Origin of the sequence: Nostoc parmelioides FACHB-3921, from assembly GCF_014696625.1 — a bacterium.
In the GTDB taxonomy this organism is placed as follows: domain Bacteria; phylum Cyanobacteriota; class Cyanobacteriia; order Cyanobacteriales; family Nostocaceae; genus Trichormus; species Trichormus parmelioides.
Genome location: NZ_JACJQL010000014.1, coordinates 105141 through 128877 on the forward strand (window position 1 = coordinate 105141; position 23737 = coordinate 128877).

At 39.2% G+C, this 23737-nt stretch carries 23 protein-coding genes; 18 read left to right on the forward strand and 5 right to left on the reverse strand.

Annotation, left to right across the window (positions count from 1 at the left end; all coding sequences use genetic code 11):
- Positions 1-10: 10 nt before the first annotated feature.
- Positions 11-1180: a nucleotidyltransferase family protein gene (locus H6G14_RS12325; protein ID WP_190567683.1), complete on the reverse strand. Its 1170-nt coding sequence runs from the start codon at positions 1178-1180 to the stop codon at positions 11-13.
- 387 nt (positions 1181-1567) lie between these two features.
- Entirely contained in the window at positions 1568-2392 is an 825-nt protein-coding gene (locus H6G14_RS12330) for a segregation/condensation protein A (RefSeq protein ID WP_190567684.1), read from the reverse strand.
- 252 nt (positions 2393-2644) lie between these two features.
- On the opposite strand from H6G14_RS12330, the gene H6G14_RS12335 reads away from it, so the two are divergent.
- The 3 genes from H6G14_RS12335 (at position 2645) to H6G14_RS12345 (ending at position 4900) form a co-directional block, all read left to right on the forward strand.
- Positions 2645-3820 (forward strand): baeRF7 domain-containing protein, encoded by a 1176-nt coding sequence (locus tag H6G14_RS12335; RefSeq protein ID WP_190567685.1) that lies wholly within the window; start codon positions 2645-2647, stop codon positions 3818-3820.
- A gap of 340 nt (positions 3821-4160) precedes the next feature.
- On the forward strand, positions 4161-4577 hold the full coding sequence (locus H6G14_RS12340; RefSeq protein ID WP_190567686.1) for a TMEM165/GDT1 family protein: 417 nt from the start codon (positions 4161-4163) through the stop codon (positions 4575-4577).
- Between the two features lie 20 nt (positions 4578-4597).
- Positions 4598-4900 carry a TMEM165/GDT1 family protein gene (locus H6G14_RS12345; RefSeq protein WP_011319163.1) on the forward strand — a complete coding sequence of 101 codons (303 nt, stop codon included), beginning with the start codon at positions 4598-4600 and terminating at the stop codon, positions 4898-4900.
- Positions 4901-4959: 59 nt separating this feature from the next.
- On the opposite strand, the gene H6G14_RS12350 is transcribed toward H6G14_RS12345, so the two are convergent.
- Complete coding sequence (locus H6G14_RS12350) at positions 4960-6198, reverse strand: molybdopterin molybdotransferase MoeA (protein WP_190567687.1); 1239 nt, start codon at positions 6196-6198, stop codon at positions 4960-4962.
- On the opposite strand from H6G14_RS12350, the gene H6G14_RS34015 reads away from it, so the two are divergent.
- Entirely contained in the window at positions 6192-6323 is a 132-nt protein-coding gene (locus H6G14_RS34015; protein WP_277884313.1) for a hypothetical protein, read from the forward strand. The genes H6G14_RS12350 and H6G14_RS34015 overlap by 7 nt on opposite strands.
- Before the next feature lie 37 nt (positions 6324-6360).
- Here the strand turns inward: H6G14_RS34015 and H6G14_RS12355 are convergent, their stop codons facing one another.
- Both H6G14_RS12355 and sat read right to left on the reverse strand, forming a co-directional pair.
- Positions 6361-8502 carry a caspase family protein gene (locus H6G14_RS12355; protein WP_190567688.1) on the reverse strand — a complete coding sequence of 714 codons (2142 nt, stop codon included), beginning with the start codon at positions 8500-8502 and terminating at the stop codon, positions 6361-6363.
- Positions 8503-8642: 140 nt separating this feature from the next.
- Positions 8643-9821 (reverse strand): sulfate adenylyltransferase, encoded by a 1179-nt coding sequence (gene sat, locus H6G14_RS12360; protein WP_190567689.1) that lies wholly within the window; start codon positions 9819-9821, stop codon positions 8643-8645.
- Between the two features lie 562 nt (positions 9822-10383).
- Between sat and H6G14_RS12365 the strand changes: the two genes are divergently transcribed.
- From H6G14_RS12365 to H6G14_RS12430, 14 genes are all read left to right on the forward strand, one after another.
- Positions 10384-10626 carry a CTB family bacteriocin gene (locus H6G14_RS12365; RefSeq protein ID WP_190567690.1) on the forward strand — a complete coding sequence of 81 codons (243 nt, stop codon included), beginning with the start codon at positions 10384-10386 and terminating at the stop codon, positions 10624-10626.
- A 166-nt stretch (positions 10627-10792) separates the two neighbouring features.
- Entirely contained in the window at positions 10793-11032 is a 240-nt protein-coding gene (locus tag H6G14_RS12370; RefSeq protein WP_242053419.1) for a CTB family bacteriocin, read from the forward strand.
- 150 nt (positions 11033-11182) lie between these two features.
- Positions 11183-11455, forward strand: coding sequence for a CTB family bacteriocin (locus H6G14_RS12375; RefSeq protein ID WP_190567692.1), 273 nt, complete (start codon positions 11183-11185; stop codon positions 11453-11455).
- Positions 11456-11520: 65 nt separating this feature from the next.
- Complete coding sequence (locus H6G14_RS12380; RefSeq protein ID WP_190567693.1) at positions 11521-11805, forward strand: hypothetical protein; 285 nt, start codon at positions 11521-11523, stop codon at positions 11803-11805.
- A gap of 653 nt (positions 11806-12458) precedes the next feature.
- Complete coding sequence (locus tag H6G14_RS12385) at positions 12459-12755, forward strand: hypothetical protein (RefSeq protein WP_190567694.1); 297 nt, start codon at positions 12459-12461, stop codon at positions 12753-12755.
- A gap of 243 nt (positions 12756-12998) precedes the next feature.
- Complete coding sequence (locus tag H6G14_RS12390) at positions 12999-13757, forward strand: outer membrane protein (RefSeq protein WP_190567695.1); 759 nt, start codon at positions 12999-13001, stop codon at positions 13755-13757.
- A 349-nt stretch (positions 13758-14106) separates the two neighbouring features.
- A complete protein-coding gene (locus tag H6G14_RS12395; RefSeq protein WP_190567696.1) occupies positions 14107-14358 on the forward strand; it encodes a CTB family bacteriocin in 252 nt (83 codons plus the stop codon).
- A 289-nt stretch (positions 14359-14647) separates the two neighbouring features.
- Positions 14648-14977, forward strand: a complete 330-nt coding sequence (locus H6G14_RS12400; protein WP_190567697.1) for a hypothetical protein — start codon at positions 14648-14650, stop codon at positions 14975-14977.
- An 87-nt stretch (positions 14978-15064) separates the two neighbouring features.
- Entirely contained in the window at positions 15065-17215 is a 2151-nt protein-coding gene (locus H6G14_RS12405) for a peptidase domain-containing ABC transporter (protein ID WP_190567698.1), read from the forward strand.
- 117 nt (positions 17216-17332) lie between these two features.
- The gene (locus H6G14_RS12410; protein WP_190567699.1) at positions 17333-18736 is read left to right on the forward strand and encodes an HlyD family secretion protein; all 1404 of its coding nucleotides are present in this window, start codon (positions 17333-17335) and stop codon (positions 18734-18736) included.
- Positions 18737-19077: 341 nt separating this feature from the next.
- On the forward strand, positions 19078-19737 hold the full coding sequence (locus H6G14_RS12415; RefSeq protein ID WP_190567700.1) for a hypothetical protein: 660 nt from the start codon (positions 19078-19080) through the stop codon (positions 19735-19737).
- 145 nt (positions 19738-19882) lie between these two features.
- Positions 19883-20560, forward strand: a complete 678-nt coding sequence (locus tag H6G14_RS12420; protein ID WP_190567701.1) for a response regulator transcription factor — start codon at positions 19883-19885, stop codon at positions 20558-20560.
- Between the two features lie 104 nt (positions 20561-20664).
- Positions 20665-22524, forward strand: coding sequence for a CHASE2 domain-containing protein (locus tag H6G14_RS12425; RefSeq protein ID WP_190567702.1), 1860 nt, complete (start codon positions 20665-20667; stop codon positions 22522-22524).
- Between the two features lie 203 nt (positions 22525-22727).
- Positions 22728-23690: a ribonuclease Z gene (locus H6G14_RS12430; protein ID WP_190567703.1), complete on the forward strand. Its 963-nt coding sequence runs from the start codon at positions 22728-22730 to the stop codon at positions 23688-23690.
- Positions 23691-23737: the final 47 nt, after the last annotated feature.

Consider the following 23737-nt stretch of genomic DNA (forward strand, 5'->3'; position numbering starts at 1 on the left):
TGACTATTGACTAAGTTGCATTTGTTCCCAACAATTCGGCGATCGCTTGCCGTTCCACTGGGGTATGTTCTGGCGGTGTTTGCCGGGCATCGGTAATCAGCCAATCTAACGCGGCAGCTTGTACATCAATAGCAGCGCCTGTTTTATCAACACAGTAACGCCCGAACACCAGTTTATCTACTAACCTGGCTCCATGACCTAATCGTGACCATTCAAAGATGACACTATTATCAACAGTGGCTTCACCACATATCCAGCAATTGGGGCCAATCATCGCCGGGCCGACAATTTTCGCCCCATCTTCGATGCGAGTCATACCACCAATGTAAACCGGGCCAGTGATATCTACTTTGTCCCAATTCACCGCCACATTTAAGCCAGTGTAGATACCAGGGGCAACCTCATGACCGGGGATCTGCACATTCTTGATTTCCCCTTGTAACACGCCACGAATCGCCCGCCAGTAGTCTGGTACTTTACCAATATCTACCCATTCAAAATCCATTGCGATCGCATAGAAGGGCGCACCAATTTCTACCAGTTTGGGGAATAGTTGACCACCGATGTCATATTCCACACCAGAAGGTATGTAATTAAACACCTCTGGCTCAAAAATGTAAATACCTGTGTTGATATTAGTACTGAGTGCTTCTTCTATCGACGGTTTTTCTTGGAAAGCTTTAACCCGACTATTCTCATCGGTGACGACCACACCATAACTAGAAACTTCTTCTGCGGGGACAGTTTTGGTAATGATAGTAGCAATGGAGCCTTTGGATTTATGCCACTTTACTGCTGCCGTCAAATCTAAATCAATCAAAGCATCGCCACACAACACCACAAAGGTGTCATCAAAAAATGGTGAAAAATCTTGGATGCGACGCATCCCTCCAGCAGAACCTATTGCTTCCCCTACCAACTTACCTTCATCATCAATTTTGCCTTCAAAAGAATAGGCAATCTGTACACCAAACCGTTGACCGTCACGAAAATAGTTTTCAATTTCCTCAGCCAAATGACTGACGTTGACCATAATCTGGTCGAAACCATGTTGACGTAAAAGTTCCAGTAAAAATTCCATCACTGGCTTTTGCAGGATGGGAATCATCGGTTTGGGAATGGTATAGGTAATCGGACGAACGCGAGTACCCTTACCTGCTGCGAGAATCATCGCTTTCATAAAGTTTATTCCTCAACCACAAGCCAGTTTACTTTCATTGTTTGATACTTAATCATCAGTTTTTTATTCTGCTCTAAGTAACCCCTGACAACAGGGATAACAGGAATTTACAGTTTATTGCAACCAGAAGTATTTAGGACTTAGGCAATAAGACTTTTCACCTTGGAAGGGTGTGAGGGTATAGAGGTGTGAGGGTGTGAGGATTTTGAACCCCTATACCTCTGCACCTCTTGCCCAAAGCTTTGATTTTTCTTCTCCATACGTAAGTCCTAGTACGGTTAGATGACAAGCAATCAGTTATCTTTTTAATTTAATCGGATTTTTGGGTTTACTGATGCAACAGTCTGTAAATTCACAGAAGCTTCTATATAAACTTTCCCAATTGGTTCAGTTTATTGGTTGCTCCAAAGATTGATAGGTGTTTGCAGAATCTGAAAGCAAGCGAATTCTCACTTCTTGATAAAATTCCTCTTGAACTAGTTCTACTTTCGATTGTGCCGATAATAGCAATAAAGCCCAGAATACGCTAACTAGATGACTGTTTACGGACTCATGGGCTGATAATTGGTGTGATTGCTTTGTCTGAGTCCACAATTGTACGAGTTGTTCTAAATTTAAGTAATTTTGTTCTAACAACAGTTCTTTGGCAGAAAAATGCAGTACTTGTTCCAGTTCACCAGCTACCTCCGTCAAATTTTCTTGGTGCGCTAACTCTAGCGCTTCCCGCATAGCTTTGACAGTAGGCTGACGTTTGGGACGTTCCGGTTTACTAACTTTTTGTACTAGTTTGAGTTGGTTCGCCATGATTTGCAATTGGGCGATCAACTCTTGCAAGGTGACACGGCGTTTTGGTGGCGGCATGGCGGCGGGTCGCCGTCGTAAAACTCGCTCTAAGGGTAAACGATGGGTTTGATGGAATAAGCTATCTCCATTCTCTGCTAATAGACCATCCTCAATATCTTCTAAATCTTCTGCTGTTGATAATTGCATTAAGGTATTGGCCTTGAATAATACCAGCATGGAGGCTGATAAAAAAGCCTGTCCAGATTGAGACAAGTCAGATTCATAACCTCTGGCAGTGGTCTTTGGTGTCATTAATTCTAAATAACGGTCAATCACTTCAATAACTTTGACATCCCAAGGATCTATTTCTCCTTGTTCTGCTTGCTCAATTAAGAGAGTAATCGTTTCTAATAGCTCGGAAGCATCCATTCTGATTTCCGATGGTGTAATTTTTGCTCTCAGGTTTACAGAGAAGAAAATGTCTCTGTTTGTGCCTCTGGGTATCTGTAGTAAAAAGTACTTTTTAAATATAAGTACAGAGAAGAACTTTTTTCTCCGCCTACAGAATGGTGTATATGATAGCTAATTTTTCATCAAAAGAAAGATGAACTTTCGGGTTTAAAGCTTTGAAATAAATATACATTGTTGAGCTTTAATTACCGACGATAGGAATTTCACCATATGACTCTACTATCTATTGATGAGTTAAGAACTTTAATTGAAAAATCTCAAACACCATGTGTATCTCTTTATATGCCTATGCAGAAAGCTGGGCCGGAGATTCGCCAAAATCCTATCCGATTTAAAAATTTAGTCCGTGAGGCTGAAGAACGTTTGCAAGAATTGGAGATTTCCCCTAGTGAAGTTAAAAATTTACTGCAACAAATTCAGGAACTAGATCAGGCAGAATTTTGGGAAAATCAAGACCACGGATTAGCAATTTTTATTTCGCCGCAGATATTTCGTTATTACAGTCTGCCGATAGAGTGTCAAGAATTGGTAGTTGTGAGCAATCAATTTCATCTCAAGCCGTTACTGCATTTAATTAACAGTGATGGGAAATTCTACATCCTCGCTCTTAGTCAAAAGGATATCAAATTTTTTGAGGGAACACGTTCTGGCCTCAATGAGGTAGAAGTGGAAAATATGCCTAAGAGCGTTGATGAAGTTTTGATGTACGACGAAACCGAGAAGGAAGGGCAATTTCGCATTGCTACATCTAAAGGTAGCAGCAATAATCCTTTTACGCGATCGCAACCAGGGGCATTTCACGGGCAAGGTAGTCCAGACCAAGACCAGCCCCAAGAAGGCATTCTGCAATACTTCCACGCTGTTGATGCCGCATTACATGAAAAACTAAACAATGAAACAGCACCTTTAATTTTGGCGGGTGTTGAATATCTCCATCCTATTTATCGAGAGGCAAATACTTATCCTTATCTCCAGGAACAAGCCATTACTAAAAGACCAGAACTTTTTCAAGCAGAAGAATTACACGCCCAAGCTTGGGAAATTGTGGAGCCTCTGTTTCATCAGTCAGAACAAGAAGCGATAGAACTTTACCAACAACTAGCCGGAGAGGAAACTGGTACGGCCTCTAGTGATATTAAAGAAATCATTTCCGCCGCTTATTACCAGAGAGTTGATTCATTAATTGTCCCAGTAGGGCAACAAATTTGGGGTAAATTTGACCCAGAGACACTGACTGTAGAGTTACATCCAGAACCACAGCCAGAAGATGGAGACATTTTAGATTTTGCAGCAATTCATACACTATTGAATGGTGGTACGGTGTATGCAGTTGAACTGGAACAAATGCCTGATGGTAAAGCAATAGCAGCTATTTTCCGATATTAATCAGCGTTGTGGTGTTGTATAAAATATCTTTGGTGGTATTGCAGTAATTTCATTGAGAATGAGCAGCTTGCTTCTCTGCAAAATTGCCAACAGATTTTGCAGATAGTACCATAACGCCAAAATTTTTGGCTAGCGATCGCATCAAGTGGCGATCGTTAACCCATATCTTGTTCCAGAATGTCTTTAAGTTTGGGAATTAGTATTGTTAACCGTAGTGAATACAATCAGTTAACCGAATCACGAAAAAGCTGCATTTTTTTTTGGTACAGTTGCAATTTATTACAACAATCTGAGAAAATGAGAAGAATATGAAAAACATCTAGTAATAAATCTACTGCCTGTGAAACTCGACTCTGTACCTGTTGCCCTTACTGGCGTAAATCCGACTATCAGCCAGCCAGAAATAGAAGAAAGCATTCAGTCCCATCTGGCTACCGCAATTATTGAGCCAGTTGAGGATAGTCCTAAAAAGCAGGAACCAGCTTTGGCTGTATTTGCTACTACGTTTGTGACTATTTTTCTGGCAGAAATTGGTGATAAAACCCAGTTATCAACTTTGTTGATGAGTGCAGAGTCTCATTCACCTTGGGTAGTGTTTCTTGGTTCGGGAGCAGCATTAATTACTACAAGTTTGTTAGGTGTACTCCTGGGTAGTTGGGTCTCTAAACGCTTCAGCCCCAAAACCTTGGATAAATCAGCCGGAATCATGCTGCTATTTATCTCCCTCACTTTGTTTTGGGATATCTTTCACGGATAATTATAAATACCCCTAATATTATGGATTGGCATCTTTTAGGACTCAGTTTTATTACGGTTTTGTTGTCGGAATTAGGTGACAAAAGCCAACTAGCAGCGATCGCTCTTTCTGGTCGTGGTCAGTCTGTAAAAGCTGTATTTTTCGGCACTGCTAGCGCACTTTTATTAACTAGTTTATTAGGCGCGTTAGCAGGGGGTGCAGTGTCAGAATTATTACCTACCCGAATATTAAAAGCGATCGCTGCTGTAGGATTTGCCATTCTCGCTGCCCGGCTGTTGTTTTTCAATAATGAAGAAACATCAGATTCTGAACAGACGCTATAGTTTTTAGGATCAAGGGATTTTGGTAACTGGTAATTGGACTATACAGTCTGTTTTTGTCTTTAAATTGGTAGTTGTAAAACTAATACATCTTTTCCTGATGAAATGAATGTTTCACCTGGTGGTAAAACAGCTAAAGCGTTAGTTTGAGCTAGATTGATCAAATTACCAGAACTATGGCTACCACCAGCTTTGTGAAACTCGTATAATCCATCGATTAGATGCAGACTTCCCCAAATATAAGTTTCGCGCTTACCGTCTGAGCGTAACTCATCATGCGATCGCACTTTTACAAATACTGGTTCCCAACCTTTAGCTAATCCCCCTAATTTCCGAATTACTGGCTGCACAAATCGCCAAAATGTTACCAAAACAGCCGCAGGGTTTCCTGGTAAACCGAAATAAATGGGGGCTTGGGGTGTAGAGAAAGTGGCGACTGTGAGGGGTTTGCCTGGGCGCATTTCCACAGAACGGATGTGAATTTTAGCCCCTAAGGAAGCTAGAATTTGGTCAACGTAGTCATAATCACCTACGGAAACGCCGCCGGAGGAAATGACTATATCGGCGTTGACTATGGCTTTGGTGATGGTTTCTTCAAGGGCTGTTGGGTTGTCTTTAACAATGCCTAATAATATAGGTTCTGCACCACTTTGCTTGACTAAAGCTGCTAGGGCATACTGATTAGAATCAACAATTTGTCCTGGTTGTAATGGCTGGTCAGGTGTTACTAATTCATCCCCAGTAGAAAAAATTGCTACACGAGGACGGCGGTAAACTTTTACCTGTGGGCATTGAGAAGCCGCTAATATAGCAATTTCGGCTGCATTTAATTGAGTATTGGCTGGTAATAATTGTGTCCCGGCTTGGTAATAAGCTGCTTTCAGTCTGACAAATTCCCCTGGTTTTGGTGTTGTGAGGATAAACACGCGGTTATTCTCTGGGCGTGTCTTCTCTTGCATAACTACAGTATCCCCACCACTGGGCATAACTGCGCCAGTAAAGATTCGGGCTGCTTGTCCTGGTTGTAGGGTAAATTTGGGTTGATAGCCTGCGGGAATTTCTGCAACAACTTCTAGGCTAACTGGCTGTTCGGCGTTGGAGTTTTGTACATCTTCATAACGTACCGCGTAGCCATCCATCGCGGAATTGTCCCAATGAGGAAAATCTAGGGGGCTATTTACAGGCGTTGCCAAAATGCGTCCATTTGCTGCCCATAAATCGACAATTTCTGTGTCCTGTTGACTATTTAGGGTTGGTACTAGATTGAAAATAATATCTGCTGCATCCCTGACTGATGGCATGGGGTGTAGGGGTGTTGGGGTTTTTCTTAACTTATACCAATTCAATTAATGATTGCAATACATCATTGGGTGAAGACGCGATAAATCGCGTCTCTACAGATGGTTTATTTGGCGCAACCTCATAGAGAATTGATATCAATTGATTTTGAATTTTGAATTGATTTACGCTATTTGAAAACTAAAGTTGAGACTTGCCCAGTTATTTATATCTAATACATAAGAATCTGTAGCTGTGGTGGTTGTTTCTGTTTTGACTGCACTACTGTTATGTAAATCTTTTAGTAGCGCTTGTCCCACTTCTAAAGGATTGATTAATGTAGCTATCGGTTGTTGGTCGGCTGTGGAATATTTGGCATTATCTAAGATTTCTAGGGTGGCGTTAAAGGGTGCTGTGCTAAAAATCAGTTGGTGTTCGCATTCGTAAGCAGGGCCGGAAGTTACCCAGCCTGATGTTGGTGTTGTTTGCGGTAGAGTTACGGTTTCGTGTGGGGCAATAACTACTTGTTTAAGTTGGGGTTGATTTTCTGGATTGTTGGGTTCTTGGGGAGTTTGCCAAGGATAAAAAGCGATCGCACTACGATTATTCTTTAATCCCAACAGCATAAAATATATGGGGCGATCGCCTAAGTTTTGGATGCGGTATTGTATCCGGCTACCAATAGGGATGATGGGAATTGGTAGTGGGGGGTTGGGAGTGGGGAGTGATTTTTTTGTAGCGGTTTCACTAGTGTTTGTCCTTGTGGTTCCTCTTTGCAGTACTGCCTGTGACGATATGCTATTAACAACCTCTAAGTTTACCTTGACGGGCAATCTGGAAGATCCTTGATTTTCTGTTAGTCGCCATAACTTAGCTGCCAGAAGAGTGGATAATTTTGATGATAATCGCTGGGCTGCTACTTTCACAGCTTCCCCAACTCCCCCATCTGTATTGGGAATTAGTTCACCATCCAAAGTAAACAGACCGTAGCGGCTGGGGGTTTGTGGCAGTTTCCCAAACAAATAATCGGCTGGTTGTTCTCCTGCAACTACAGTGGAAATATGACCAACGCTAGCAAATGCGCTGGTAGCATCTACTCGCTCAATTCTTTCTAGTTTAGTATCTAAGGCTAATATCAAATTAAGATTGTGGGGCAATACGCGTACAGTCTCTTGAATAAGTTGCCCTACTTGTAGGGGAATTGTCTCCGTCACTTTAGAGAATTGGGCTTTAGCTGTTAATCCCATAAGCGATCGCAATGTTAACTGCTCTCCAGTTGCTAGAGTAAATCTAGAATTAGCCCCGTAATTTTCTAAAACTTGTGCAGGTAATCCACCTAGCCATACTTGCACTGTTTTTCCATCTTCTTCTATAGCCAGAATCGTTCCTTCTGCACCAGCATGGCTATCTAATAGTAAATTTTCAACAGTCACTACTCCTTGTTGATTCTTCTTAGTTAATAACTTGGGTTGCTGTTTACTTCCCAATTGGTGGATAGAACTTGCCACATGGGAGAGACTGACTCTAATTGTTGTTGCTGGTGTTGACTGCCAAAGTTGTCGTGTTAAAGCATAAGTGAATAAACCTGCATTAAACCCAGACATTAATATTTCCCTAGCCGACTGCTGGGGGTCTGATGTGGCAGATAGGATAACAGCCGGGCTAAATTCAGGATTTTGGGGTTTGATTTGTCGGCGGAAATCGAGTTCTGTGGCTGTTAACCGCGTTCCAGGTGACTCTTGACGGGCGCGGATTTTTAAACCTGCTGGCTGGTTGATAGCAGGAACAGTGTAGCTAGTATCCAGCACTGCTATGACATGATCTGTAGGGAGCGATCGCAACAACAATAATAATGTATCTTCTAATAAATAATTAGCTATCTGAGAATCCTGTGGTTCTTGATTTTCATCAGTTGTCACTAAAGCATTTTGTAGCGTATCCGATTCCACTGGTAACTGAGTACCGTAGCCGCTAAAGTGAAAAACCACCACATCGCCAGGTTTAGCTTGCTTGACCAGGTGATCTAAAAAAGCTGCTTCAATAAATTCTCTACTTGCTTGTTCCTCTGTTAACGTCAGAATATCCGCAGCTTGAAAGCCAAACCGATGCACTAAAAGTTCTTTTTGCAATTCCACATCGGTCAGACAACCACTCAGTGAAGAACTTTTCCGATATTGATTGATACCGATTAATAATGCTAATTTTCGTGGTGTAGGTTGTGCTAAGGCTTGATAATAGTGATTATTCATCGTTAACCACTCAGTTTCAGCAACACCCAACACCGCCAGTATTGAGCCAATCCGTTGTACAAAAGTCCGACGTTTCATAAAAACAATCAGTCCTCAGCTCGTCAGCTAACAGCTTATAGGGCTGAGGACTGGAGTGTAAAGACAGTTGACGGTTGACAGTTGACAGTTGACAGTTGTTATCACCCAGTCCCCAATCCCCACTCCCCAGTCCCTAATTTCTACGCTAATACCTGTACTCGCATAGCCCGCGCCAATTCGGCTGCTACTTCAGGGCGAGAAAATTCTGGTGGTGGTAATTCACCGCGACGCAGCATTTCTCTAACTTTAGTTCCCGACAGGTGAACCCGTTCTTCTGGTCTGCTGGGGCTGGTTTTGGTGGTCGCCATTTGTTTTGTGCGGGTACAGTAGAAGGCGTGTTCAAATTTCATTGGCACAATGCCTAACTCACCAGGCTCAAACTCATCGAAGATATATTGAGCATCATAAGTTCCGTAGTAGTCACCAACTCCCGCGTGATCTCGCCCAACAATAAAGTGGGTACAGCCGTAGTTTTTGCGAACTAAAGCATGGAAAATCGCTTCGCGGGGGCCAGCGTAACGCATAGCAGCAGGATTAATTGCCAATATCACCCTATCTTCGGGGTAATAGTGTTCTAGCAAAATTTCATAACAACGCATCCGCACATCCGCAGCAATATCATCTTCTTTGGTTGCGCCTACCAAGGGATGTAAAAATAAACCGTCCACGGTTTCTAAGGCACACTTTTGAATGTATTCATGGGCGCGGTGAATGGGATTACGAGTTTGAAAGCCGACTATGGTTTTCCAACCCTTGTCTCTAAACATCTGCCGTGAAGCAACTGGGTCAATTTGATAGTCAGGGAATAGAGGATGAGAACTGCGTTCCAGTAACCATATATCACCTGCCAGATTTACAGCGCCTTGGTTATAAAGCACTTGCACACCTGGGTGTTTGGCATCATCTGTGCGGTAGACGTTGATGGCTTCACGGGTTTTATCGTAGCGATACTTTTGCGTGAGTTGCAAAACCCCGATGTAGTCACCTGCGGGATTATCCAGACGAATTAGGCTACCTTCCTGTAAAGAGGAAGCCACTTCTTCGCTGACAGATAGTGTAATTGGTATCGACCATACAAGACCGTTAGCCAAGCGCATTTCCGAAACCACGCGATCGTAGTCTTCTTGGTTCATAAACCCTGTGAGTGGGCTAAAACCACCGATCGCAATCATTTCTAAATCGGAAACTGCCCGTTCGTCAAGTTGTACGCGGGGCAGAAACTCAGCTTTGGAAACAAAATCTTCTCTTTGTGCTGGTGTGGCTACGCGATTAACCAACTGTCCACCGTGCGCGGCAATGGCATCTGGATGCTGACTCAACTTCAATCCCCTCTTAGCGATAACTACAATTGTTGCAAACTATGTACTAACTTATCAAAATGCTGGTACAGAGAAAAAAAAGTTTGTCTCCTTGGGAAATGACAGCGTGTTTTCCAACTCGAATCATAGTTTAAGTTTCGTTCCTGAAAGCAACCCACACAAAATTAGCTTTTTAGTTCTAACTGAAACGTGTTGTGCTGTGATTAGGAAATTTTTTATGTATTTTTCAGGAGTCTTCCTGTTTTGTTTATGGAAAAAAGTTTGTTATACGTAGAAATCTACCATGTATGATTTTGTTAAAACAGTCAGTTGTACAGAATTTATCTACTAAAAATAATTATTCAATTAGCATTATTCTACCTTAGTTTTTTCGTGAATTATATTCACACATTCATGAGATTTATTCTGGAGAACTAAGAATAAAAGTTTGCATTAATTACAAATGAATTAACTATTGTTTTTAACCTATTGTGTTAATCAAGCAACGAGTTGAGCAAACAAAACAGGTAATCAACTTAGAGCTTCCAATAAATTCAAATCATAAATTACGAGGTTGTCAGTTATGTCTCACGAATTGTTTATTAACTTATCCAATGAACAACAAGCAGTAGTTACAGGTGGAAGCGATACTGATTTTCAAATCGATTTCACCTTTTACGAAGCCAAGCAAAACGTGTTGAATGGTACTACAAGTTCTGGCCCTAACGGTAGCACTGCTGCTTCTAATGGTAGCTCTACTAAGGTTAAGACTGCTGGTCTAGCTTTCTTAGCTTTGGGTGCAAACGACATTATAGATTTGTACTAATCCAGCGATTAAGTTGATCACGACATCAACAAATCAACTAATACGTGAGTTAGATTAAATTTGTACAGACAAGAAGGAATTAGTATATTTTATGTGCTTAATTCCTTCTGGAACTCACGTTACTAATAAGCAAACTAAGTTCATTAAAACTACGAGGTTGTCAGTTATGTCTCACGAATTGTTTATTAACTTATCCGACGAACAGCAAGCATTTGTAGCTGGTGGTGTAGATTTTCAACTTGATGCTACCTTTTATAAGGCGCAGCAAAATGTATTAAATGGTAATACAAGTTCCGGCCCTGGCGGAAGCACTGCTGCTTCTAATGGTAGCTCCACCGAAATTAAGACTGCTGGTTTCGCTCTCTTAGGTTTGGGTGCAGAGGGTTTACCTTCCTGGGAAAAGTAAGTTGAGTCACTACATTAACTAATCGACTAATACGTGAGTTCGATGACATCTGTATAGCAATGAAGGAATTAGCAAAATTTATTTTCTTAATTCCTTCTCGAACTCACATTACTAATAACCAAATTCATCAAAAATACGAGTTTGTCAGTGATGTCTCATCAATTATTTATCAACTTACACAATGAACAGCAAGCAGTTGTTACTGGTGGTACTGATTTTCAACTCGATACGACTTTTTACGAAGCCTATAAAAATGTACTGAATGGCGGTACAAGTTCTGGCCCTAATGGTAGCACTGCTTTCTCTAACGGTAGCTCTACCAGAATTAAGACTGCTGGACTAGCTTTATTGGCTCTAGATGCTGACAAAATTTGGTCACGGTCAAAAAAATCGTATAGTTATCAGTTGATCTATGGGTTGTAGAGTTACCTAAATATGTAACTCTACACTATATAAAAAATCAAATTTTTTAGCAGATAAATACAACTATGTCTACAATTCTCAATTTCAAAAAATCCCAGTGTCTTCAAGAATTAACTGAACAGGAACAAGAGACTGTATATGGTGGCTATTTATTTCCCAAATCTAATATTTTCATGCAGATAACCAATCTTTTAACTACTGCTAAAAGTCAAGTAGTTGCTACAGAGGGTGATCAGATAATTTCTTCATACCAAGAGAGTACATATCATTACACACAAGTGATTATAGTTATTGCACCTTCTTTAGAAGAAGCTAAAAACTCATTTGGTAATTACTTCTCATTTATGTAAATTCTAGTTATTTATCTCAATTGCTCCACAAGTCATTCACATGATTAACAGAAAGTGTAATTTTTAGCTTAATTCTTTTGCAGATTTTTGAGCGTAAATACAGTTTTTAATTTCTTAGGGACTTCCAGATAAAAAATATCCAAAATGTAGGGTGTGTCAGTATGAATAATTTCTGAGTATAGTTAGGTTTATCGCTCTGACGCACCCTACCAAACGATCAATTTTGGATAATTCATTTTTTGATGTTCGCTTTAAGGGAAAAATATTGCATATATCTAAAAAAGTTAACATTTGAGTTGCTTGACGTACTAGCTTCAAATTAAAAAATAGCTCAGGTTTGTTAACTTTATTACCTTCTTGTTACTCCATCACTACTGGGACATCATTTGATGTTCCAGTTTTTTTATTTATATTAAATAATCTACTTAGAATGATTTTATATAAATTTATACAAAAATATCGTTCGGATTTTGAACAAGATTAAGGGGATATTTGAAAAGTGGGAAATTGAGTAAAATTCATGTTTTCTGCTTTTCTAAATGCAGTCTCCAGCATTAGAAATTGCAGAAACCTGTATTGTGAATTTGAGTTTTAGACAAACAAAATAATACAGACATAAGAGCAAACAAGTAAGAATATTAGGAGAATATTTCATGATGACTACAGTCAAAATTGATAATTATCAATCTAGGAGCCTAGAATTTGTGGATTTAACTGACACAGAAGCATCAGCAATTCAAGGTGGTTTTAGACAACTATTTGGAGCTGTAGCCACTATTGCTAGAGGAAATACTAACTCTTCCTCACAACCAACAAATTCAGAAACATTCGAGGAACGTCTGCGACGGATTAATGCAGAAGTCAATCAGATATACAATTTAGCATGGGCAATTCAGACTAGCGCCGGTTTTATTGGCATAGGTGGAAGTGGTTTTGGAGGTTTAAGATAAGCTAATTTCTTAACAGTTAAATGTAGGTTGGGAAGCACCCGCCTTGAATGGGTTTCCCGCTTTGGGGGGAGTGGCGTTTGATGTAAGCTAGCCCCGAAGGAGCTTATCGCAAGCTAACCCAACACCATTATCACTGTTGGGTTTCGCTTCACTTAACCCAAAGCACAATTTTCTAACTAATAGAAATAGGCTCTTTTAACCTACTAAGTTGAAGAATTTAAATAACAATCCATTGCAGGCAATATGAAAGTATTTTGTTGTGCTTTGTGCTTGGCTATACCAGTTAGCCTATCTCTTGCTACTTCTGCTCATGCTGAAGCAGTTTCTACTAACGCCTCAGATTTAATTCCTGTTAATCAGAGTCAGGTTATGAAATCTGAAGTACCAGATTTTTTAGTCACTCAGAATATTAATCCTGACAATTCATCTCAACTTCCTGCAAAAAACTACTGGTATGTGAGTGGAAGTGTTGGTGCTGGTTTCCCTGACAGTATTAGAGTCAAACAAGGGGGTGAGTCAGCATCTATTGGTGTTAATACCGCTATTCAAGGAAATATTGCTGTAGGTTATCAGTGGGATGAGATTCGCGCCGAAGTTGAAGTTGGCTATGGTTCTTTTGGTGTCAATAATTTCAAAAGTCGAGATATTACTATTCCCTTGAGTGGTAGTGTGAATGCAACTACTGTTTTTGTCAATGGTTACTGGGATATTCCTAGTAATTCAAAGTGGCGTTCCTATATTGGCGCAGGAATAGGTGTTGGTTTTCCTAACTTTAGTGAACTGAAATCTGGTGAAGCAGTTAGCTCTTCAAGGGGTGGTACAGCTTTAGCCGTACAGGGGAAAGCTGGTATTCAATATGAATTGGCAAAAAAAAGTAATGTTTTTTTGGAATTGAAATATCAAAATCTGGGCAATTTTAACACTGGTTCTGGAGATGATCAAGCCAATATTGATCCGATTAATTCCTTTGGTTTGAATGTAGGTTATCGTCAAGGTTTTTAAGTGTTATTAATGTTAGGACTTACGTAAGTGTCACATAATATGTGTTGTGTATGGTGCGTCAGATGGCTCAAATGCTTTCAATAAACAGATTCTTGATATTTGACACACCCTACTAATATACCAGTTGCGTAAGTTCTGAATATTTGAATTGTATTTTTCGGAAATATGTCTGTCTAAATAGAGATAAAAGGTCGGTATTTTTTTGTAAGAAACTCTGCATAAAAGGTAAATGATTAAACCAACTACTCCCGATTACTGTAGTAATCAAGCAAGCAGTTGAGGAGCCGATAAAAGGTAAACAACTACTAGCTGTAACAAGTCAAAACTATCTAATGATGGAGTAAAATCAATGCAAGTTACTGAAACCAACAATGGATTGTTTATTAATGTATCCACAGAAATTCAAGAAATTGTATCTGGTGGCAATTGGGATAAGGTAATTTATGATGATGTCGATACTGACTTTGAGCAGCTAACAGCAGCATTAAAATTTGATATATATTCTGGGCCTAAGGGCGCTAATGTTAGTCAAGCATTTACTTTTGACAAGATTGATGCTGATGCTGATAAAGTGTTCAAATTCTACTATCCTGAAGATTAATTTTTTAAATTAATTTTCAAATGTGGATTTCAGATATTTACTCACTCTCTCCTCTTACATAAATCCATTTGCAAAATAGATAAATTGTAAGTGAAAGTTATTAATGAGAATGATAATCTGAAATCCTTTCTTTTATTATTTCTATATTCACTGTGAATATAGTATTCAACTTGCTTAACTATCAAGTTTAAATGTTGTAATATCTTGTGTTCTCATCACTAATATTAATAGTTATTTTCAAAATATTTATTGTCATTTTTTAAAGATGAAGATCATAGAGGTTTATGATATGTCTAATCACATTAATCCAGAAAAATTTGAATTATTTACAGAGCTATCAAAAGAACAACAACAGTCTATATATGGAGGAAACTTACTTGATTCATTTGGTTTATATGACTTTTTCTTCCAAAAGAAAGATGTAGCAAGTTTTGCTAATAACATTATTAATTTTAAGGATGGACAAACCAGTTTTGACAATAAGCAAGAAACTGGATATTTAATGTCACAAATTAGTTTTGGCTTTCGCTTAGGTAATAATCGTAGTAGTAGTAGAACAAGCGAGAGTGGTTGGAATTTATTCGATTTATTATCTTTTCTTTTATATGTCATCGTTTAAAAGTAAATATTGTGATTAATTTTATGCTTCCTTATAAAATGGCAGCATTTTAAATAAATTTATGTCAGAAATCAGAGATTTCTATTTATGAAATACCAATTTATTCAACAACATAGTGAAGAAGATTGTGGTGCGGCTTGTCTGGCTGCGATCGCCAAATATTATGGACATAACTTTACACTCACCCGTGTTCGCGAAGCTGTAGGTACTGGACAATTTGGTACTACTTTATTAGGTTTAAAAAGGGGTGCAGAAACTCTGGGTTTTCATGCACGCCCTGTTAAAACTTCACCAGAGATTTTAAATCAAATTCATGAAGCACCTTTACCTGCAATTATTCATTGGAAGGGGAATCATTGGGTTATTTTTTATGCTAAAAAGGGCAAAAAATGTGTAATCGCAGATCCAGCCGTTGGTATTCGTTATTTATCTGAAAAAGATTTAGTCGAAGGTTGGATGGATTGGTTGATGTTGTTAGTAGAACCAAACCCAGAACTATTTTGGAAGCTGGAAGATGATAAAGTTAGTGGCTTTTGGCGTTTCTTTAAGCGCGTCTGGCATTTTCGTCATATTTTAGCCCAAGCCATCCCCCTAAATCTACTTTTGGGGGTCTTATCTTTAGCCTCTCCATTTCTTTTACAAGTCCTTACCGATGATATTTTAGTCCGGGGTGATACAAGACTACTGACTACGATGGCGATCGCTGTATTAGTCATGAATTTAATTTCTAGTAGTCTTTCTTGGGTACAATCAAATTTAATCGCTCATTTTGCCCAAAGACTACAATTAGGATTAGTCTTAGAATTTTGTCGGCAAATTCTCCAGTTACCCCTGTCATATTACGAATCTCGGCGCAGTGGGGAAATTGTTAGTCGTCTCCGAGATATTAATCAAATTAATCAGTTAGTTGCTCAAGTCGTTATCAGTTTACCAAGTCGGTTTTTTATTGCGGCTATTTCTTTTTGTATCATGATTTTCTATAGCTGGAAGCTAACAGTAGTAGCCATGATTGTATCTGCCTTCATGACTATATCTACTATTGTGTTTCAGCCGACATTGCAGCAAAAAACTCGTGAGCTTTTAGTCAAAGATGCAGAAGCTCAAGGTGTTTTAGTAGAAACATTTAAAGGCGCTCTTACGGTCAAGACGACCACAGCTAGTCCGCATTTTTTAGATGAATTACAAAGTCGGTTTGGTCATCTTGCTAATATCACATTACGGACAATTCAAATTGGGATTATTAATGGTACATTTTCAGGTTTGGTTTCTGGGATTGGTTCGATAGCGTTGTTGTGGTTTGGTGGTAATTTAGTAATTAATCCGGCAGAAAATTTGAGTATTGGGAAGCTACTAGCTTTTAACTCAATGAATGGCAACTTTCTAGGATTAATTAGTACTCTGATAAGTTTTGTTGATGAATTTACTACTGCGAAAACTGCTGTACAAAGGCTCACAGAAGTAATAGATACTACACCTGAAAACGAAGGAGATGGGAAAAAGCCTTTTACCTCGATCTCTGGTGATGCTGATATTATTTGTACAAATGTCAACTTTCACTATACTGGTCGAGTTGACTTACTAGAAGACTTTACGTTGACAATTCCTGGTGGTAAAGTCACTGCTATTATCGGCAAATCGGGATGCGGTAAAAGCACTGTCGCCAAATTAATTACTAGTCTATATACCCTGCAATCTGGGAATATTCGGATTGGACTATATAACCTACAAGATATTGCACTTGATTGTCTACGTCAGCAAGTAGTTCTAGTTCCTCAAGATGCTCATTTTTGGAGTCGTTCCATTATCGAAAACTTTCGCTTAGGAGCGCCATTTGTCACATTTGAGCAAATTGTCAGAGCTTGTCAAGTTACAGGAGCCGATGAATTTATTAGTAGATTTCCTGATAAATATCAAACGATTTTAGGAGAATTTGGCGCAAATATTTCTGGTGGACAACGCCAACGTTTAGCGATGGCTAGAGCCATTGTTACAGAACCACCAATTCTAATTTTGGATGAATCTACTGGTGGACTTGATCCAGTGAGTGAAGCCCAAGTTTTAGATGAATTATTACACCATCGCCAAGGTAAAACCACAATTTTAATTAGTCACCGTCCCAAAGTAATTAATCGGGCTGATTGGATTGTTTTACTAGATCAAGGACGTTTAAAACTTCAAGGTTCCATAGAAGATTTACGGACTAAAGCAGGAGAGCATTTAGATTTCTTAATTCCTTGAATTTTAAGAAAATTAGGGACTAGGGGTAATGAGAAAGAGTGCAATATGAGTAACTTAGTTTTCCCTGTTCCCTATTAATTTTTTCCTATTTAAATACTGATAATTATTTGGTGAAGTATGCTGTATATTCAAAATAAGAAACTTATCCCGCCTCTGCAAGATGATGATGCTTTACCACCAGTTGGTATTTGGACATCTTTGCTGGGGTTATTTCTTGTAGTGTCTGTTGGTTCAGCGATCGCCTTATCCTCATGGATTAAATATAATGTTGTCATCAAGGCTGCGGCTACTGTCCGTCCTATAGGCGAAACTCGCTTGGTACAACCAGAAATTGAGGGGACAATTCAGAATCTGTTAGTTACAGAAAATCAAGTTGTCAAGCGGGGTGATGCGATCGCTACTCTCAATACTGAGCAATTACAAATCAAGCAAAGTCAACTACAAGGTAATATCCAACAAATTAAATTACAACTTGTGCAAGTTGATGCTCAAATCAGTACTTTCAATAGTCAGATACTCGCGGAAACCAAGGTAATTGAGCGTACAGTGGCTTCTGCTCAAGCAGATTTGGCTCGTAATCAACGAGAATATCAAGAACGTCAAATCACTACACAAAGTGAATATATTGCCTCTGAGGCTAGTTTACAAAAAGCCATAGCAGATTTACGTAAATCTCAAGCTGATTTGGATTTTGCTAACGCAGATCGCGATCGCTATCAGCAATTAGCTGATATTGGTGCAATTGGTAGGCGGGAATATGAACAGAAAAAACTCGTGGTAGAACAAGCTAAATCGGCGTTGGAAGCGGGAAAACGCTCTGTGGAAATCGCTCAAGCCAAAATGCAATCAGCAAGGGCTGGGGTTAATCCTAGCATGGCAACGGTGGCGATCGCGCAAGAACGTATTGCTCAAGAAATTGCTAGGGGTGAGGCTACTATCGCTACGTTACAGAAAGAACAGCAAGCTTTAGTTCAGCGACGTTTAGAAATGCTGTCCCAACTCAATCAATCCCAAAAAGAATTACAACAAGTAGAAAAGCAACTACAAAGCAGCGTAATTCGCGCTACTAGTGACGGTATTATCCTGAAGTTAAATTTGCGGAACCCTGGTCAAGTGGTACGCACTAGTGAGGCGATCGCAGAAATAGCACCACAAAATGCGCCGCTAGTAGTTAAAGCAATGATTCCCACCGCAGACATTAAAAAGGTGGAGGTGGGTAAGAAAGTCCAATTGCGTGTTAATGCTTGTCCTTACCCCGATTATGGTGTTCTCCATGCTGTGGTGAGTGCTGTTTCTCCAGATGCGATCGCACCTCAAAATAACAATCCAGGGGGAGCATTATCGGCTGCTGCAACTCCTTATTTTGAAGCTACTATCCAACCAGAAAAACTCGCATTTGGCAATGGCGATCGTCAGTGTCATATCCAGTCAGGGATGCAAGCAGAGGCTCACATTATTTCTCAGGAGGAGACAGCACTACGATTTATCCTAAGAAAAGCAAGACTTATCACTGATTTGTAAGTTAATCCAGCTATAGCGTTTCTCGTTTTAGTAACTATACGTCCTTGATTTCAGGGGCTAGAGACTAGGGATTATACTCAACTTAAAACTTAAGATCCCCGACTTCTTTGAAAAGTCGGGGATCTTAAGCTGTTGATATCTATTAATTCAGACATTTTACCTTTTCTCAGAAGAATACTATCAATTTTTGGATAGAAACTTGGAAATTTTAGACAGATTACTTGTCATAAATCTATAGTGAATTCATTAATAGTATTAACCTATGATGACAAAATAATTAATAGATAGATTTTGTGTCTCTGAAAATAAGCACACAAATTATACTTTTCACCATCTGATTTATGACCATAATCCCGTTTCTGACATCCTATTACAGAGTTCAAAAAGCCCTACAATGGTGGTCTTATAGACAATCGTCTAAATTCATTCTGGAGGCTGAAAACATTCGGGATAGTCTATTACAGGAAACTTTTACCATGCGACGTAACTTAGATTTATTATCTACGAATCCTTGGGAATTATCAAGTGAAAAAATAAAACAATATTTAGATAAAGTTGATCATTTGCATCATTCTTTGGTAGACATAAGCGATCGCTTATTTCCTGAATCTCTACAAGATAGCTTCCCTCTGGCAATTGAGGGATTATTAAAGTCTTGGCTAGTCACCAATCCCCACCTATATTTTCAGATAGATATGCCCATTTATTGGCGACACGAACCACCCCAATCCGGTTTAATTATCTTAAATTCTCTAGAAGAGTTATTAACAATTACAATTTCCGATATATTGATGCCTAATTCCATTTATATAAGTCTAAAACAAAAGCAAGGATTAGGACAATTATCTGTAAAAATAAATTATTCTGAGGTATGTAATATTCTTTTTCACTCTAGTTTATCCAGCTTGGATTATCTATGTCAAAGTTGTCAATTTTTGACCTCAGCTAAATGCTTTTATTATACCCAAAGCTCTAGAGTTTATTGGTACTTCTATTGGTAGATATTATCATGATTTTAATGACATTAATCCATTGAAATTGACTTTGTATCAAATAGATGTACCTATTGTTGATCACACAAAATACATTTCTTGCAGACATTAGCAACTATCACTAGTCAATTATTCATTCAACGCAGTATTAACTATGCAACAAACCACATCTGAAAAAGCATTAAGGAATTTTCTAGTAATTGATGATCATGAATCAGTTTTAAGTGGGACAGTAGAAGTATTAAAAAGACATTATCCTGAAGGCAATTTTGTCGTGGCGATTAATGCAGAAAGCGCCTTTAATCAACTAACTATTTGTCCACCAGACCTGATAGTAATGGATCTTTCCATACCCGAAAAATTAGGAATTAAAGCCCGCCCAGATACAGGTGTGCGACTGCTGAGAACACTGATGAAAAATTATCCCAGTTTGAACATCATTGTACAGAGCGCTCATATTAGAACACTAGTGAGAATCCGACCAGATATTGATACTCATAAGGGAGGTTTCACTGTTGCTGATAAAAGTCTATCTACGCAAGAAATGTTGACTAGAGTAGATTGGGCATTACAAGGCTTAACTCATACAAAAGATATTAAGGGAATCCATGCCGGACTAGAAATAAAACCAGAATGGTTGAGAGTTTTAACCTTGGCTTTTGAGGAAGGATTACAAGATAAAGCTATTGCCGAACAAATGTGTATTTCAGAACGCATGGTACGGCATTATTGGAGTAAATTACAAGATGCTTTGGGTGTTTATCCTGATGAGGGAAAAAATATCCGCATTCAAACCGAAAAGCGGGCTAGAGAAGAAGGGTTGATTGATTAAAGATGAACATTGCATGACTATGAGTAATTAATAGTGGTTAGTTTATCTATCCCTAATTAATTGAACCTGACCAATTACTTATACCTAAAGACTAGGAGAATAGCATGATGCAACCTGGACTTTGGAGCGGAATTAAAGCAGAAATTGCCATTTGGCGCGTAGGTATATTACCAGGATTAGCAGTCATTGGACTAGTCACTTTTACAAGACTTTTTGGTTCGCTAGAATCCTTAGAATGGATGGCTTTGGATAGTTTTCTTCGTTGGCGCTCAGAAGAACCTATAGATGCACGAATTTTGTTAGTAGAAATTAATCAAGTTGATAATTATTCTCTAACATCAACTACATCAGATAGTGGTTTTGTAGGGCTGCTGGAGAAGTTACAAGTTTATCAGCCTAAAGTTATCGGTCTAAATATTGATCGGAATTTACTCATTAATTCTCAAGAGGATAACCTGGTCAAGCTTTTTCAAAAGTACAGAAATTTAATTGCTACTGAAAATATTGTACCTGCTCAGATTCATTCGCATCTAGATTTGCCTCCTGAACAGATTACTTTTGCAGACCAAATCCTAGATAATGATGGTAAATCTAGGCGTAGTCTATTGGCAATTAATACATCTAATGGCTACAAATTATCTTTGGCTATGCAATTAGCAAGAATTTATTTAGCACAGGAAAATATCAATTTAAAAAATAGTTGGTTAGGAAAAACGAAACTACCCCGCTTTTTACCAAACTCTGGGGGATATATCCGTGCTGATGCAAGTGGATTTCAAGTACTAATAAATTTTCGGAGTGGTAACCAAAGATTTAGAACTTTATCTGGGGAGGACATTAAAAATGGTAAATTTAACCCTGAGTGGATACGCGATCGCATAGTCATTATCGGTATCACAAATACTCACAATCAGGGCTTTATCCCCACTTCAGCAATTACATCAGTTAAATCAGCCTCTACACAAGTTAACAAATTGGAAATTCAAGCACACGCCATCAGTCAAATTATTAGTGCTGTGCTTGATGGTAGACCCCTCATTAATACTTGGAATGATGGATGGGAATATACTTGGATTTTTGCCTGGGGTTTTTTAGGAATAGTGATTGCTAGGTTCACTAAATCCCCATTAATAAATTTTTTGGTTGTGGGAATAACTATCAGTAGTTTATTAGTTATTAGTTACCTACTATTAATTTGGGGGTGGTGGGTTCCAGTCATACCTGCAATTTTAGTTTTGACCATAAATGGTATGGAACTGATAGCGTTATATCAATATGACCAAGCTTTACGCTTAGGGATGAAAACCCGTCAAGACGTAATAGAAAGTACCTTTGAAACTATCCATAACGGCCCACTACAAAGTTTAGCCCAAGTTTTGAAATTGATACGCTGCGAGAATACAAATACTCAGGAATTGCTCCCAAAAATTGAAAAAGAACTAGAGAAATTAAATCATGAGCTACGAGGAATTTACGAATTTTTGCAGCAAGAATATCCCAGTCAAGATATCAAGCTCTATTTAGGAAATAATTTAGTCCTCAGTTTGCAAGATCCACTACATGAAGTCCTCTATCAAGTTTACAGCTACACCTTAGAACGGGAGTTTCCTTGCTTTAAAACAATTAAAGTTGCTATACGTAGCTTTGAACCAATAGATGAACACAGCTTAAGTATGGAACAAAAACGAGGAATTTGTAGATTTTTAGAAGAAGCTTTATGTAATGTAGGTAAACACGCTACCGGAGTCACTAAACTCCAAGTCACTTGCTCGCTAATAGCAGGTTGGTACACGTTGAAAATTATAGATAATGGCTTAGGCGTAAATTCATCCAAAAAAGGACGAGGAACCCAACAGTTTATCAATTTAGCACGACAACTAGGGGGAAAATTCCAGCGATCGCCCCAAATCCCCCAAGGAACCATCTGCGAATTATCTTGGCCAGTCAGTAAGATTTGGACATAGTAAGCTAATGCGCGTCTAAATTGCATAACTACTAAATAGGGTGTGTTCACAGTTAACTGTCAACCGTCAACACCCCTCACCATAGATTGTGCAACTTAAAAGCAGAATAGCTTCATCACCAAATTCCCGGCAATTTGCCCAGCAACCATGCCACTATAGAAAACATAGCTTTAAACATAGCAAGAAAAAGGCTAGAAAACGCTGTGCAGATTACATTTTTAGGGACAAGTTCTGGTGTACCCACAAGAGCGCGCAATGTTTCCAGCGTTGCGCTGAGACTACCGCAACGGGCAGAGTTGTGGTTATTTGACTGTGGCGAAGGTACTCAACACCAAATTTTGCGGAGTGACTTAAAAGTCAGCCAATTGTCCCGAATATTTATTACCCATCTGCATGGTGATCACATTTTTGGTTTAATGGGTCTTCTTGCTAGTTGTGGCTTGGCGGGTAATGTTCAAAGAGTTGATATTTATGGCCCATCTGGTTTAAACGATTATATCCAATCGGCTTCTCGCTATTCTCATACACATTTTTCCTATCCCATTAAAGTCCATACTGTCCGCCCTGGTGTCATCTATGAAGATGATGAATTTACCGTGACTTGTGGACTATTACATCATCGCATCACCGCTTTTGGCTATCGCGTAGCCGAAAAAGACCGAGCCGGACGCTTTGATATAGAAAAAGCCAAAGAATTACAAATCCCTCCTGGGAGAATTTATGGTCAACTCAAGCGTGGTGAAACCGTTACCCTTGAAGATGGGCGTGTCATTAACGGTGCAGAATTATGTGGCCCCACAGAAATTGGGCGGAAAATGGCCTACTGCACAGACACAATATACTGTGATGGTGCTGTTGAATTAGCTCAAGATGCGGATGTGTTAATTCACGAAGCCACCTTTGCCCATCAAGACTCAGAAATGGCTTTTCAGCGATTACACTCAACAACAACAATGGCAGCACAAACAGCCTTAGCTGCTGGAGTGCGTCGATTACTAATGACTCACTTCAGTCCTCGCTATGCACCTGGGAACACTATAGAATTAAAGGATTTGCTACAGGAAGCCCGCGCCATCTTTCCGCGTACAGATATGGCCTATGATTTTATGACTTATGAAGTACCCAGGCGACGAGAACCAGCTTTAAGCTCAGTCTCCTCAAGTTAGGTGTAAAGCTTTACAGTTAAATCTGGTGGGGAACGCACCAAAAATCT